Source organism: Thalassotalea sp. SU-HH00458 (assembly GCF_040362795.1).
In the GTDB taxonomy this organism is placed as follows: Bacteria; Pseudomonadota; Gammaproteobacteria; order Enterobacterales; family Alteromonadaceae; genus Thalassotalea_H; species Thalassotalea_H castellviae.
Map to the genome: position 1 here is coordinate 148,801 of NZ_BAABWW010000001.1, position 14,242 is coordinate 163,042.

14 protein-coding genes are annotated in these 14,242 nt (G+C 34.9%); 7 read left to right on the forward strand and 7 right to left on the reverse strand.

What is annotated here, in order from left to right; genetic code table 11:
* Window positions 1–19 precede the first annotated feature (19 nt).
* The gene (gene ribH, locus ABXH06_RS00635) at window positions 20–484 is read right to left on the reverse strand and encodes a 6,7-dimethyl-8-ribityllumazine synthase (RefSeq protein ID WP_311577771.1); all 465 of its coding nucleotides are present in this window, start codon (window positions 482–484) and stop codon (window positions 20–22) included.
* A 452-nt stretch (window positions 485–936) separates the two neighbouring features.
* Between ribH and pssD the strand changes: the two genes are divergently transcribed.
* The 4 genes from pssD to ABXH06_RS00655 are packed head-to-tail and all read left to right on the forward strand — an operon-like array spanning window position 937 to window position 3,654.
* On the forward strand, window positions 937–1,431 hold the full coding sequence (gene pssD / locus ABXH06_RS00640; RefSeq protein ID WP_311577776.1) for a PssD/Cps14F family polysaccharide biosynthesis glycosyltransferase: 495 nt from the start codon (window positions 937–939) through the stop codon (window positions 1,429–1,431).
* Window positions 1,428–1,880 carry a PssE/Cps14G family polysaccharide biosynthesis glycosyltransferase gene (gene pssE / locus ABXH06_RS00645; protein WP_311577779.1) on the forward strand — a complete coding sequence of 151 codons (453 nt, stop codon included), beginning with the start codon at window positions 1,428–1,430 and terminating at the stop codon, window positions 1,878–1,880. The genes pssD and pssE overlap by 4 nt, the downstream gene beginning before the upstream one ends.
* A 39-nt stretch (window positions 1,881–1,919) precedes the next feature.
* A complete protein-coding gene (locus ABXH06_RS00650) occupies window positions 1,920–2,780 on the forward strand; it encodes a glycosyltransferase family 2 protein (RefSeq protein ID WP_353516944.1) in 861 nt (286 codons plus the stop codon).
* Window positions 2,758–3,654, forward strand: coding sequence for a glycosyltransferase family 2 protein (locus ABXH06_RS00655; RefSeq protein WP_353516945.1), 897 nt, complete (start codon window positions 2,758–2,760; stop codon window positions 3,652–3,654). The genes ABXH06_RS00650 and ABXH06_RS00655 overlap by 23 nt, the downstream gene beginning before the upstream one ends.
* 61 nt (window positions 3,655–3,715) lie before the next feature.
* On the opposite strand, the gene ABXH06_RS00660 is transcribed toward ABXH06_RS00655, so the two are convergent.
* The 4 genes from ABXH06_RS00660 to ABXH06_RS00675 form a co-directional block, all read right to left on the reverse strand.
* Window positions 3,716–5,005, reverse strand: a complete 1,290-nt coding sequence (locus ABXH06_RS00660) for an oligosaccharide flippase family protein (RefSeq protein ID WP_353516946.1) — start codon at window positions 5,003–5,005, stop codon at window positions 3,716–3,718.
* Window positions 5,006–5,019: 14 nt separating this feature from the next.
* Window positions 5,020–5,481 (reverse strand): adenylyltransferase/cytidyltransferase family protein, encoded by a 462-nt coding sequence (locus tag ABXH06_RS00665; protein ID WP_311577792.1) that lies wholly within the window; start codon window positions 5,479–5,481, stop codon window positions 5,020–5,022.
* A 361-nt stretch (window positions 5,482–5,842) separates the two neighbouring features.
* Window positions 5,843–6,937 carry a glycosyltransferase gene (locus ABXH06_RS00670; protein ID WP_353516947.1) on the reverse strand — a complete coding sequence of 365 codons (1,095 nt, stop codon included), beginning with the start codon at window positions 6,935–6,937 and terminating at the stop codon, window positions 5,843–5,845.
* A gap of 59 nt (window positions 6,938–6,996) precedes the next feature.
* Window positions 6,997–8,229 carry a CDP-glycerol glycerophosphotransferase family protein gene (locus ABXH06_RS00675; protein ID WP_353516948.1) on the reverse strand — a complete coding sequence of 411 codons (1,233 nt, stop codon included), beginning with the start codon at window positions 8,227–8,229 and terminating at the stop codon, window positions 6,997–6,999.
* 443 nt (window positions 8,230–8,672) lie between these two features.
* On the opposite strand from ABXH06_RS00675, the gene ABXH06_RS00680 reads away from it, so the two are divergent.
* The 3 genes from ABXH06_RS00680 (at window position 8,673) to ABXH06_RS00690 (ending at window position 11,789) form a co-directional block, all read left to right on the forward strand.
* Window positions 8,673–9,977, forward strand: a complete 1,305-nt coding sequence (locus tag ABXH06_RS00680; RefSeq protein WP_311577803.1) for an O-antigen ligase family protein — start codon at window positions 8,673–8,675, stop codon at window positions 9,975–9,977.
* A complete protein-coding gene (locus tag ABXH06_RS00685) occupies window positions 9,974–10,726 on the forward strand; it encodes a WecB/TagA/CpsF family glycosyltransferase (protein WP_353516949.1) in 753 nt (250 codons plus the stop codon). The genes ABXH06_RS00680 and ABXH06_RS00685 overlap by 4 nt, the downstream gene beginning before the upstream one ends.
* A 136-nt stretch (window positions 10,727–10,862) precedes the next feature.
* Window positions 10,863–11,789: a Wzz/FepE/Etk N-terminal domain-containing protein gene (locus tag ABXH06_RS00690; RefSeq protein WP_353516950.1), complete on the forward strand. Its 927-nt coding sequence runs from the start codon at window positions 10,863–10,865 to the stop codon at window positions 11,787–11,789.
* A 91-nt stretch (window positions 11,790–11,880) separates the two neighbouring features.
* On the opposite strand, the gene ABXH06_RS00695 is transcribed toward ABXH06_RS00690, so the two are convergent.
* Complete coding sequence (locus tag ABXH06_RS00695) at window positions 11,881–13,038, reverse strand: polysaccharide pyruvyl transferase family protein (RefSeq protein ID WP_353516952.1); 1,158 nt, start codon at window positions 13,036–13,038, stop codon at window positions 11,881–11,883.
* Window positions 13,038–14,036 (reverse strand): nitroreductase family protein, encoded by a 999-nt coding sequence (locus ABXH06_RS00700; protein WP_353516953.1) that lies wholly within the window; start codon window positions 14,034–14,036, stop codon window positions 13,038–13,040. The genes ABXH06_RS00695 and ABXH06_RS00700 overlap by 1 nt, the downstream gene beginning before the upstream one ends.
* Window positions 14,037–14,242 lie beyond the last annotated feature (206 nt).

Consider the following 14,242-nt stretch of genomic DNA (forward strand, 5'->3'; position numbering starts at 1 on the left):
AAATAAATTACTAGCTAAATTATAGCTGAGAAAGTACGTTAACCATTTCCAAAGCACCAAGGGCAGCTTCACCACCTTTGTTACCTGCTTTAGTACCAGCTCTTTCGATTGCTTGCTCAATTGAATCGGTTGTGATCACCCCGAAAGATACTGGGATTTCAGAATCTAAACAAACCTGAGCTAAGCCTTTATTACATTCACCAGCAACAAAGTCGAAATGTGGCGTACCACCACGAATCACCGCACCAATAGCGATAATTGCATCAAACTTACCACTTTTCGCTGCTTTCTTAGCCACTAAAGGTAATTCATAAGCACCTGGTACTTTGATTATTGTAATATCTTCATCGGCCACTTGACCAAAACGTTTTAACACATCAACAGCGCCATTTTGTAGGCTATCAACGATATAATGATTAAAGCGAGACACAACGATTGCAAATTTTTTGCCCGGCGCAGGAATAGTAGCTTCGATAACATTCATTCTACAGATCAACTCTTAATTAAAAAATTGTCGCGATTCTAACAAAAAATGAAAGAATTAGGTACTGGTTTGTTGTTAACGACATAAACTTTAATTCTTCTTTATTAAATTAAGAAGGTTATTTCTAACAAGAGCCTCACTTCACCATAATGCAACGAAAATTTTGTCATACATTCACTTGTTTACGTTAGCTTTAATGAGATTCAACTTAAACTAGTATTTAAACAGTAAAGGAGGTAGCTATATTTTAACGTCAGCAATAAACTTATCGCCAAATGTTCATAATTATTTCAGCGATAAATGTTTCCAGTTAATTTTCTTTAAGGTAGAATGCGATTCCTTCAAGCATTAGACAATTCTATTTAGAATGTAGTTTAATGTATTTTAAGATCTCTCTAGCTTTGATAATTTTAATTACATAATGATAAATGGATAGGAGCATTAATCCTTAAATGTTAAAAAATCGTCCCGAAGTAATACTTATGGTATATGGAAAGGGAGGTCATGCTGCACAGATGACACGCTTTATTAATGGCGCACCTGAAGAACTAAAAAGTATACCGTTTATTGCTTTAACTGACGTTAAATCAAAAGATAATAACTTTATTCGCCAGTTTTATTGTATAGAAGCACGTGATAAATTTTCTCACATTAAAAATATTATAACTTTTTTTCTGTACATCTTTTGGTCGCTAAGCCAAACCATTCGCATAATGCTCAAATACCGTGTAGTGTCTATGATTTCAACAGGTCCTGGAGTGGCTGTTGTTCCTGGAATAATTTGTCGATTGTTTAACATTAAAGTTATCTACTTCGAGTCTTGGTCTCGTGTTTTTACGCCGTCTCTTGCAGGAAAAGTTATGTATCATGTTGCTAATTTATTTTTTATTCAACATGAATCACTAAAAAAACATTACCCTAAAAGTCGCTTCTTCGGTAGATTATGAATATTTTTGTGACCGTCGGACATACTCATTACAATGCTTTATTTAAGGCAGTAAACGAGCAGTTATCACCAACAAAGTATCAAATTGTCAATCAGATTTCTGAAGGGACATACCTTCCTGACAACCATAAGTATTTCAAATACTCGACTCAAGTAGAAGATGAAGTCATTAAAGCTGACTTGGTTATTACTCATGCCGGTGCAGGATCTGTATTTCATTTATTAGAAATGGAAAAACCGACCTTGATTGTGCCTAATTTTGACCGAATAGATAACCACCAACAAGATTTAGCTGATTTTGTAATAAAAAATAATTATGCTTGTGTCTGCACTGATTTACAAAGGCTTGAGGAGTTTGTGGTAAAATCAATTAATACTCAATTTACTCCATATAAAAAAAATAACTTTTGTGGTTATGAGAAAATACTTGAAGTAATAAATGAGGCTTAATACACCAACGAATACGTGTTTTTATTAAATTAGCACATTATGGAACAATATAAATTTAGCATTATCATCCCTGCATACAATGAAGAAGTGTTGATCGTAAAAACACTTTCAAGCTTACTTGAAGATAATACTTTACATACCATTGAATTAATCGTTGTTTGCAATGCTTGCCAAGACAATACCCATACTAGAACAATATCATTCTTTAAAGAAAATGAATTATCCCTACAACAAAAAAATATCAATTTTTTAGTAGTTGAAACCAACAAGGCATCTAAAACGAACGCACTGAATTTAGGTGTGAGTAACAGCAAATCATCTATTAAAGTATTGATGGACGCTGATATTAAAATTAGTGGCAAAGACATTAATACACTCGTAGCAGAGTTAAAAGATAGCCATTTAAAGGCCATATCCCCAAAGATCAAATTCTCTTTCAATAAGAGTGATTTTTTAGTGAGGCAGTATTATCGTGTCGCAAGCCTTTCTTTTTACAATATCAACCATAGACTGTCCAATGTCATCGCTTTGAGTGAAACAGGCATAAAACAAATAACTCCTTTACCTGAAATTATTGCCGATGACGAATATATAAGGCGGCAGTTTTTGCCATCTGAAGTGGCAGTATCTCAACAGTGTGCTTTAGTATTTACCTGCGCTAAAAACCTCAGTAATTTATTGCAAGTACTAACCCGAGTTGAACGTGGCAATGTTCAACTAAATAATCTAAAGATTAAAAAACCCGCTATCTACGCTCCAAAAGGATATAACAAGCCACCTTGGTTTTGTATGCCTACTTTTATTCTTATAAAATTAGTTGTCAAAATCAGAGCGAAAATTCAATTTATGCTGGGTAAAACTAAACAATGGGAAAGAGATGAATCCAATAGAATTAGCTAAAAATAGTGATTTATCGTTACCTTTAGTCAGTGTCTACATTCCGACAAAAAATCGTCAAGCACTACTTGCTAATGCTATTGACTCAATTTTCCAACAAACTTACCCAAATATAGAAATACTTGTTGTTGATGATGGCTCTACCGATAATACCTTCGAATTTCTAACTCAACTTAGTAGTAAACATAACAACATTTTCATTTTTAAAAATAACGTCAGTAAAGGGGCTTGTGCCTCAAGGAACTTAGCTATCAAACAGGCTAATGGTGAGTTTGTTACCGGCCTTGATGATGATGATGTATTTCTGCCAAATAGAATTGCTAGCCTAGTATCGGCTTATGATGATAACTATGCATTTGTTTGCTCAAGTATGTATTGGGATTATGGTAAAAAAAAGCGAATAATTGATGCCAAAGAAGGACAAATAACCCTTGCACAGCAACTAAGTTACAATGAAGCAACCTCGCAAGTTTTAGTAAAAAAAGAGCGAGTGCTCAGTATTGGTGGCTTTGACGAACAATTTGTAGCTTGCCAAGATTATGACCTTTGGACCCGTTTGATGATTAAGTACGGCGCGGCCTTTCGCATAGCTACTCCTACATATATTGTTAATGACACCGGTTCTTCACAGCGAATGATAGCGAATACTAACAGCGTAAAAGGCTATTTACAGTATTTTGATAAACATCAACACTTGATGAGCGATGCAAACCTAAAAAATCAAAAGTTTATGCGGATCAGACGTTGTAGAGAAGTATTATCAATGAAGGAATTGATTAAACAAATTGGCTCGGGGCATTTTTATAGTAAGTTGCGCTACTTTTTATCTTCTAACTTTAGATTGATTCAACAACTACACCAAAAGCATTATAAATAACACTTACTAGGTGCTCATCAAGTTTAGTACTTTTCTTTAAAACTACATTCGTTTAAAACATTTAAACTTTCTCAATCAACGAGTTTGCATTGGCACGTAGATATCTATTCCCCCAATAAGCCCGGAGAAAAAACACCAGTAACTCTACCAACAAGACGCATAGAGCGACAGAAAATGCCGTAGTATAACCGAGCAAATAGCAAAAACTCAGTAAACACAATTGTAATGCACCACCTAAAAATACACTTCTATTTGCCAAACTTACCTTTCCTAAAGCTCCCAACAAAGGGTAACCAAGCATAGTAGAAGGAGTAGTAAACATTAAGGTGATTAGAAAAATTAGTAATACTGAATTTGCATTGACAAATTCCTCACCGAATAAGAGCTCAAGTACCTGCTCACCTATAACAGAGCCTATCAATACACCGGTAAGACAACATAAAACCGCCCATTTCATGACTTTAAATAACAAGGAAAAGTTTCTATTTTTAAGCATGTTAGGATAGAGAGCCTGAGATAATGGAGCAAAAAAAGCTTGCGCTCCTTTGTACAGTTGTTCAGCCGCAGAATAATAGGCAACTTGGACACTCGTTCCCCAAAGCCCCAAGAAAACGGTCCCAGCCGCTGTATATGTACTAACTGCAGCGCGCGACCAAAAAAACTCCATTGACGCCTTAAAGGTTTCCAATATGCTCTGCCAACCAGGCCAAGTTGCTCGATATCCCAATTTGTAAACGAGAGCCAACCCTAACAGTGCTGCTGCACAATGAGTGATGCCATTAAATAGAGCTACGTAAAAGTAATCTTCTTTAGTTGTCACAAAAACCACAACCAGCAACAAAAAGCTCAAACGCGACATTAATGAGAAAACCGTTATATATCCCATTTTCTCAATGCCATGAAAGAACCAGACTGGTTGTAAGGTTGTGCCAGTTAGAATTAAAATACTTAACAGCAGTAATTCACGGTGTTCGGCATATTGTTGAGTATTCAGTGCATATAGATATATAGTGGCTGACACGAACAAGAGTAGTAAGATCTTACAGCAATAGATAGATCCGACTATTTTGCTAATCTCAAGTACATCCCCTCTAATTTTACTGAGGACTACAGGAGCGTATAAAGAAAATCCATAATCGGTAATAACAAACCCTAATTGCGCGATCCCTAGACCAAAAGCAACTAATCCATAATATTGTGCGCCGAGTACATGGGTGAGATATGGTAATAAAATAAACGGCAGCACCATATTAGCGATTTGAATAACAAATAAAGCGCTAGCATTTTTAAATACCCGCTTCTGATCTTCTTGATCGTTATTTGCCGACGTGCTGCTTAGCCTTTCACTCATAATTATTCATTTAATTAAGAGAGGTTATCAACCAGATTAGAAATCACATCTAATGCTTTTTTAAACTCTTCTCTATGCTCCGAGCCAAGAATAGATAAATTCTGTTTAATTTTAGTACTCGATATCCCAGTTGTTCTGGGTAAATAAACCACCTCACAATGTGAGGATAAATGATCAAATTTTCCAAGCCAATCTTCGCCCATGCCCAAAATGTCTGCAGAATACTGTTCAATATCCCGCTCTTTTTGTTGCCAGTCATTTTCTGGAATAACCAAATCCACACATTTAAGCCCAGATATAATTTCAATTCTATCCTCAAAACAAATGCTAGACTGTTTATTTTTCAGCGCATTAAATTCGTCAGTTGAAACACCGACAATAAGCCTATCTCCTAACGCTCTCAATCTTTGTAATAATCGAAGATGACCAATATGGAATAAATCAAAGGTTCCATAGGTAATAACCGTTTTACTCATAATTAATTACTCTTTAGTACGGTTGATACAATAATGTTTCACTGGGCGATTAAAACCGAAACAATAGCACCAATTTAAAAGCCTAAAATACATCGTGATGCTCTTATAAGACCTATATTTTTCCTAAATTCGCAGATGTCACTGCCCACATTAGGCTCCACCGGTAAAACTCGCGAATTTTATCATTAAAATAGATTTTTGTTCAATCCAATTCATTGAACAAACAAGTTTTATATCTGATTTTAAAAGTGGGTAATAAGCCATTGAATGTTACAGTAATAGATATCAATCCTGATAATTCAATTTTTCCGGTCTTTTCAAATCTAATCAATCAAACATTAACCGCTTTACTCGATCTGTCTTATAGAAGGCTAAGATAATTTCTTGCTGACTGGCTCGTATGAAATTCACTTAAATCAACAAGTGGACAGAAAGGCGAATTTAATTGTAAAAGCATAGTATTTGCTAGAGCTTGGGTATCAGGGAACGCAACCAAAGCGGGTGAGTCATCGCCAAGTAACATTCTCGGTCCTGTTGGACAATCAAATGCGACGACAGGTCGCCCTAGTGCTATAGCTTCGGGTAAAACTATAGACAGCCCTTCCCATCTTGAAGACAAAACAAAAAGTGAGCTTTGGCGCATAAAATACCAAGGGTTGTCAGTATAACCAAAAAAATGTACCCGATGTCTGATTCCTAAAGAACGACTTAGTTCTTCCAAAGATTCCTGATCTTCGCCTTCTCCAAGAAGGACAAGGTCTACATCAGGTAAAGCAGTAGCTACTTTCTCAAACGCCGTAATAAGCAAGTCGAACCCTTTTTGCTCCGCAAGTCTTCCAGCCCCTAGTACAACTCTTTTATTTGAAGGCCAGCAACTGAGTTTATTTGGAGTACGCTCGCTAAAATTGAAAATATCAGCGTCGATAATCGGGTTTTTTATTGCTTTTACACAATGTTTTTTCGATTTTGGTACTGTGATTTTTAATTGTGCTGCTATTTCATCTGTTACACCAATGAAAGCACTTGCCTTGTAATACAAATACTTATATAGCTTTTTCGTATACCAACGTACGTCACCTTTGGATTGACCGGGTTCTAGTGGTACATGCCTTGTCACAAACCAAGAGTTATAGGGCTTTTTAAATAGTTGTGCCAAATGAGTGAAAATATTTCCTTGCTCTTTTCCCGATATAATTAAATCGAAGTGGTTTTGCTGAAGATATCGCCTGAGCTTTAGAGCTGACTTAACAAATTGAAAACGTCCAGTCGTCGCAAAACATACATGTCTAACCTTTATAGCGCCAGAAAGTTGCTGGGCTACAGGCACATCTTCAAATGTAATTATTGTGCAATTACTGCCATTTTGTTGCATTCCTTTTGCAAGTTGTACTGCATACCGCTCCACTCCGCCTTGGCCAAGATTGGGTATCACTATAGCGACGTTCTTATTTTCCATTATCTAATGTCTCATTGGTTTCATAAAAATTTAAGTTATTAGCCTACTTTCCCTACTAACTATTGCGTGAAATGCGCCACAATTCGCTTACTTGAATCATGATCTTTATAATCGAAGTATAAATCTTTAATACGTTCTCTGGCTTCGTTTGAATCTGTGATACTTTCATGATTTAAGAGAAACCGTTCTACTTGTTCCATCGTAGTCACAACGGGTCCATACACTACTTCATCAAAGGGCATATAAAACTCCCTGCTTTTATCCAAATAGTCATCTAAATCGTGAGCGAAATAACAAATTGGCCTATCCAGTAGAGCATAATCAAACATAATTGAAGAATAGTCTGTAATTAACCCATGAGTATGAGGGAGTATGCAATAAACATCTTTACCTGAATCGAGTAATTCAATATTGCTACAATCCTGAACACTTTTAACCAAAGACAGCGGTGTTAATGGGTGAAGCTTGAGAATCAAAATGGTGTTTTTTTTCGCTAGTTTTTTATCCAAACCAATAAAATCCCAATGTTGTTCTTTTATAAAGTGTGGAGCATGGTCACGCCATGTTGGCATAAAGATAAATGCTTTATCGTACGTTTTAACTTTTTTAATGAATTTTTGTTCATCGATAGATGACCAACGCATTTGCCATTTTGCACTGTATTCTTGATCCCAAAACAAAGGATCTAACCTAGGGTAACCAAAGTTTAAACATTGCTCTGCAGGAACGCGCAATGCGCTACTAAACGACATGTCGCTGACATGTTTAGAGGTAGAAACTAAGTTTTCATATACTTCATCATCTGGAGTATATAAAAATACTTTTCGTATAATATATGATAGCTTCTTATAGCGGTTTGCATTGGAGAACGATTCAACATCGTAGTGAATTTTTTTTAGTGGAACCCCATGCCAGAGATTTACCAACCACGCTCCTCCAGAAGCAACATAGTTTACATCAGAAGAACAGACATTAAAAAACCAATATTTACTTCGAAATGCCAGCCATATTCCTTGTATACTCCAGCGATAATAAGCTTCTGCACCTTTTGAACGAATATTACGACTATCTTCACGGCTTCCAGCTATCCATATTGCTCGAATATCTGGCGTATGTTCGACGGTATAACAATATAAATATTTTGAATTTCCCTCAAAGCCATAGGCCGAACCAAAAACCCAAATTTTACTATTCCTAGGGAAACATTTCCCCAAAAGATAAAGCAAACCAAATAGAGGAAGAAGAATAGTCGTTATGAGTTTCTTTATCAGATTGAAACGTGTGTTTTTCAAAAAGTTCACCAAAGTTCAGAATATAACTGGAAAAATTTAACTATGAAATGGTCGGCACCATTTGGGGCGCGATGTTAACAAATAATGAAATTTATTGATACAGGTAGTCACCGTAAAATATAAAGGGGGTTAAGCTACACCACCTAATGAAGTAAACATACAAGTTCGAACCACTACATTAATTTATATAGTGCAATTGAAATTATGAATTGCTCTCTTGATGTGCGAAGAGAAAACAACAATAAAATAAATTAATTAACTTTGTGATTTTAAACTGTTCAATATAAAATGTTCGCCAAAATCCATTTATGTTGTTTTTTGTTCATTTTACAATCAGGTTGAACACATTGATAGAACTCACAAATTTAAATCGAAATAGCTACACTTTCTCTAAATGAATATAATACATTGGCGACTTTTATTGCTGTTAAGGTATATTTCTTTTGAAAGTAAATAACTTATCAGTACATTATACTTTTTGGACCTTCCTATTACTTTTCCCTGCTCTTTCGTGGTTACCAGGAGGGGTTGGTACTGCGCAAAAATTGCTTCACATTAGTGTTTTTCTATTTGTTATTACCTTAGTCTTAATAAAAAAACCAGCTAAGCCTGATGCAAAAATGGTATATTTTCTTCTAGGCTATGTATTAGTTACTGTATCGTATTATATTTTTACGACCCTAGTTTTTACCACCCATTTAAGTTGGATGGATGTTACTGATTTCACTCGCCCTATCGTTTATTTAGTCTATTTATCAATCCCACTTTTATACCCCTTATCAGGTGAACAACTAAAAGCGCTAATGAAGTTTTTTATTATCGCTTGTGTATTACAAATAGTGTTTTCAGCTTTTGTATATTTTCCTGCATTGTGGGGTATTGCTGATTTATATAAAGGGCGCATGAGTGATGACATTGTTGTTTTCCACTTTTTTAGGTGGTCTGGTACCTATGGTTATCCATCAGATTTCGCATTCTATCTATCATTTTTTATTTATTATCAATACTTTAAATTGATAGATGCTAAAAATGAATTTAAATTTAAAGATTGGCTTTTTGTTGGCGTTGTTTTTCTTGCCTTAATTTTAACTTTATCAAGAGGAGGAATTGGCACAGTTATTATAATGCTTGGCCTAAGCTATTTGCTCGGTAGAGGTAAAAAAAGTAAAGCGGTTAATGCAACGCTAATTATAGTAATTGTTGCATCTATTACGCTGGTTACAAGTATCTCTCTGACATTTGAGAAGTCGAATATGCTAAAGCTTGATTATATAGAGAGTATGTTTGGTGGCGAAGAAAAAGACTCTTCAACCAATCACCGTGTCGTTGAAATGGAACTTGCTGTAGAATACTTTGAAAAATGCTTCCCTTTTGGCTGTGGCTCTAATCGAATCGAGCTTAAAAAGCGTATTAGTGTTATTGAAAGCCTTTATGGATATCAATTAGCAAAATGGGGGGCTATTGGCATAATATTATATTTTGTATTGTTATTTTGGATGGTTAACATTTTAAGATCGTCAGCAAAAACGCATGAAAAAGGGAGCTTTGAATCCATTTTTTCGTATGCAACTTTACTTTTGGTTTTGTCTATCCCTGTCGCTTTTGGTTTTTCTTCGGCTATGAGTGATAGGTTTAAAACACTCCCGTTGCATTATCTTTTTATAGGTTATGTAATCAACTTACACGCAATAAAGAAAAGACAACAGAAGATTAATATTGAAAGACTTGAAGTTAAGGAAGTGAATTGAAACATAACATCATGAAGAAGTTAGATGATAAAATATCTACCAGCGTAGATTTTTCTTTAATTTTGTCTTCTATTGAAGACGAAAAGCAAACATTAGTTTCTTTTGTTAATCCATTTTCATATAGCGTATTATTAAAATCACCAGAAATTATTGATGGTATTGATTATTTTTATTCAGACGGTAGCTTGTTACAAAGACTCCACAATATTTTCCATCCAAAATCAAAAGTCGCTAGAGTTAGCTTTGATTACTCTTCCATAGCTGGCGAAGTATTTGAGTACGCGCAAAAAACTTCAGCTAAAATAGCTTTGGTTGGAGGTACAGCTTCCGAAATACTAAAAGCTAAAGAAAATATTGAATCTTCTTATCCAGCATTAGATATTACTTATGTTCGTTCTGGATATTTCGATAATCAACAAGATAAGAATGAAGCATTTAAACTGATTGAAAAATCAAATGCAGATATATTAATCGTAGGAATGGGAACCCCCATTCAAGACCAATTTATTATTGATGCTAAAGATAACTGTCCAAACGTTAAGTTAATGTTTACTTGCGGAGGATTTTTAACTCAAACGTCAATTAAAACAGATTACTACCACCCACTCATAAAAAAATCTGGGTTGAGATGGTTACAAAGAATGGTAATGCATAAACATGTTCGTCAGCGCGTCATTAAAGATTACCCCAAATTTTTAATTTCCTACTTATATGAACATATTGCGATGCAAACATTTCGTAGAGGTTAACAAGTTAAAGTTATTTTAAATGAGATTCGACTCTTATTTTAACTCTATCAAGATCTGTTGTTTTTAATTAAATTTGTGTAAGAATAACTTTGTAATTTTTACACCTAAGAATTCACTCATAAATGGCGTAAATTAAGTGACAAAACAAGAAGAAAGTATAATGCAAGATGAAGAAGTAAATTTCAGTGAGTTATGGCGTACCCTCTGGAAAAGAAAAATAACAATTATTAGTGTGACCCTACTCTTTTCAGTCGCAGCTGTATTTTTTGCCTTGTCAAAGCCTAATATATATAAAGCTTCAGTTATTCTAACTCCCGTCTCAAGTGATGGTGGGGCCGGGGGACTTGCGGCATTAGCAGGCCAATTCGGAGGTCTAGCCAGTATGGCTGGAATCAACCTAGGCTCAGGCGGTGGTGATAAAACAAACTTAGCATTAGAAATCATTAAATCACGTTCTTTCTTAGAGAATTTCATTGCCAATCATAATTTACTAGTGCCTATTATGGCTGCCACGGATTGGGATGACACTACTGATACATTAATACTTGATGACAACATTTATGATCAAGCTAATGATAAATGGATCAGAGATGTTAAAGCGCCGAAAAAGCCTAAACCTTCCCTATGGGAAGCTTATAAAGCGTTTTCTGACTTTCTCTATATTGACTATGATAAAAAAGCGGCAACTATCATCATAGATATAGAATACTACTCCCCTAAACTAGCCCAACAATGGCTTGAATGGTTAATAGCTGATTTGAACTCTTTTATGAGTAAGCAAGATTTTGAAGAAGCTCAAGCTTCAATTAATTATTTGAACAATCAATTAAATGGCATACAAGTCAAAGCGATGGAATCTGTCTTCTATCAATTAATTGAAGAGCAAACAAAAAACATGATGTTAATTAGTGTTAAGCCAGAATATGTTTTAAAAACTATCGACCCACCACAAGTACCTGAGGAAAGAGAGAAACCTAATCGTGCTCTTATTGTTATTTTAGGTACAATACTTGGGGGACTTCTTTCGGTGTTTATTGTTTTACTTCAAAGACGTAACAGTTAATAAAACCAAGCGATTAGAAATACAGTCAAGCTGTCTTGCACTGTATTTCTATATAAATGACTAACATACCCTTTATTTATCACAATGACTGTCATTCAACGTGAGCAGTTATGTTGTTATATATTTTATCCCACATATCTCTTGCTTCTTGCTTAAATTTGCTAATATTTGGCAATAAAATATTTGTTATTTCGGCTTGTTCGTCAATAACAAAATGAACAAGTTCAATTAATTCTTCTTTCTCAATCGTGGCAGGTAATAATAAGTTACTAACGCCATACTCAGAAAATAATTGTTCGTATTTATGACTCCAACTTGTCGTAATACAAGGAACGCCTTGCGAAAGTGAACTAACACAACCATGAAACCTTGAACAAATAGTTAAACTGCACTGGCCGATAATTGCTTTTACTTGTAACGAATCGGCCGGAGAGATAATTAACAACTCATTGTTGAAAGCCTGGTTAATTTGATGACAAATAGTTTCGTCGCTTTTGCCTTCATGATTTAATAAAAAAACGTGTTTACCTTGTTTCATTAACAGCTCAACAATATTTGTTAACACGCGAAGGTAGTTATCTCGCCATGCCTTATTTTTGTTTTGCTGACTCAACATTTTACTATTTGGTATAACCGCAACTCCGCCTTTCAAATCGACATAATCATCATGCAAATATGGAGATATCAAATTTGTAAAATCAGGAGAAATAAAGAGATGACTATTAGTCGTTACTTTTTTGGTCGCCTGATAAGAAATGTCATCACGGGCAAAAACGACACTGGCATTGTCAAAGGCAACTTTAGACCACTTTTGATTTTGTTTACTGGTAAATGGTCCAAGTGCTTGTGGCATAAAAACATATTTTTTATTATTTTCATTTAAGCGTTTTGCTTCTTTAGCTGCTTGAATAAGCGCAGTATCACTCCATTGATCACCGTAACTAAAACCTGAGGCATCAAGTATTAAATCAACGTCAACTTCAGTAACAATGCCCCATGCTCTTTTTAAGTATTGACGCATTTTTCTAGGCATAAAGTAAGAAAATTTATTGAGATCAATTGTGCCTTTTCTAAAATTTAGTTTTTGATATGCACCAAGCTTAGCTCGGTTTTTATAAGGGGAGTTTATTCTTGGTAATAAACAAATTTCTGCCTCGGGCCAAAGTTGCTGAATTTTATCAACCATTGCCATTAGCATTAATTCGGCGCCTTTATTAACAAATTGAACACCTTTAATTTCAATTAACACTAATCTATTTCCTTAATTAACTGATCTGCATCTTTTTTCTGAGAGAAAGGAATTCCACCTTCTTTTTTACCGTAACCTACAGCCATTAACATAATTGGTCTTTGGTGTTTTTCTAACGATAGAGCTTTATCCATTTGTTTTTCATAGAGTTCAATATCTGGCCAATTAATTGGACAAGTCGATAGCCCTAGTGATTCAAACGCAAGCATTAACTGCATAGCAACTAAACCACCATCAATATAAATAACATGTCTATCGCGTTCTTTAGGGTAGGCGCTTAAATCTCCCACTACCACTAGTAAGGCTTGTATATTTTCAGCAAATCCTTTGGTTCCCATAGGAATAGCCGCTATTTTTGACGCTCTTTTAGCATCTGTAAAAGTATAAAACTGAAAAGGTTGTCTATTACACGCACTTGGCGCTTGAGCTGCCATTTCTACTGCTTGTTTAATCTTTTGAATATCAACGGGTTTATCTTCAAACCAACGCGTAGAGCGTCGTTGTTTAAATAATTGATGTAAAGACTGACTGTCAATATTTGAGGTAACTCTCTCTGAATGAGGATATGGAACAGATTGAAGAAGCGTTTTATCATCTACCAGCGGTAAATTTTCAAAAATAATATTTGCTTGTTTAATGATTGAAGTATGTTCGACAGATGCAAAATACTTTGCAAGTACATCCTGCGCCCACTTTAACTCAGGAGAGTTAATAGAGCCTTGTTGTAAACAATGAGAAAAACATTGTACGGTTTCGAATATATAACTCTCAGCAAATATTGGTTTTCGTGGCACCATAATTAAACCTTTTTCAAGGCGGTGAGTGTTCCGACGTAATAATGCACTGCTTTTTTCAAACACACCTTCATTAGCTTGATAAGTATTTTTTCCAGCTAAGGTAGCTTGTTGTTCTCTATGATATTGAAAATCGAAAATAAAGTAATACAAAGCGCTCGTAAAACGATTTTTCGCCATATAACGAGATAAAATACTTTTCATTCGAAAACGCATGTTGGTTATCTGATTGATAATTTTATTAGGCAGTATCTTTCTAAGTTGAGATTTCATTATATTTTAAATTATTATCGTTTTTAATTTAGTCAGTAGTTTTAATAACGCCTTGTTACAGGTATGCAAAAGGCTATTAAACAACAAAGAACAGAACTGGAAAAATTTATTCTATTCTATCGAATCCCCATTTAAAC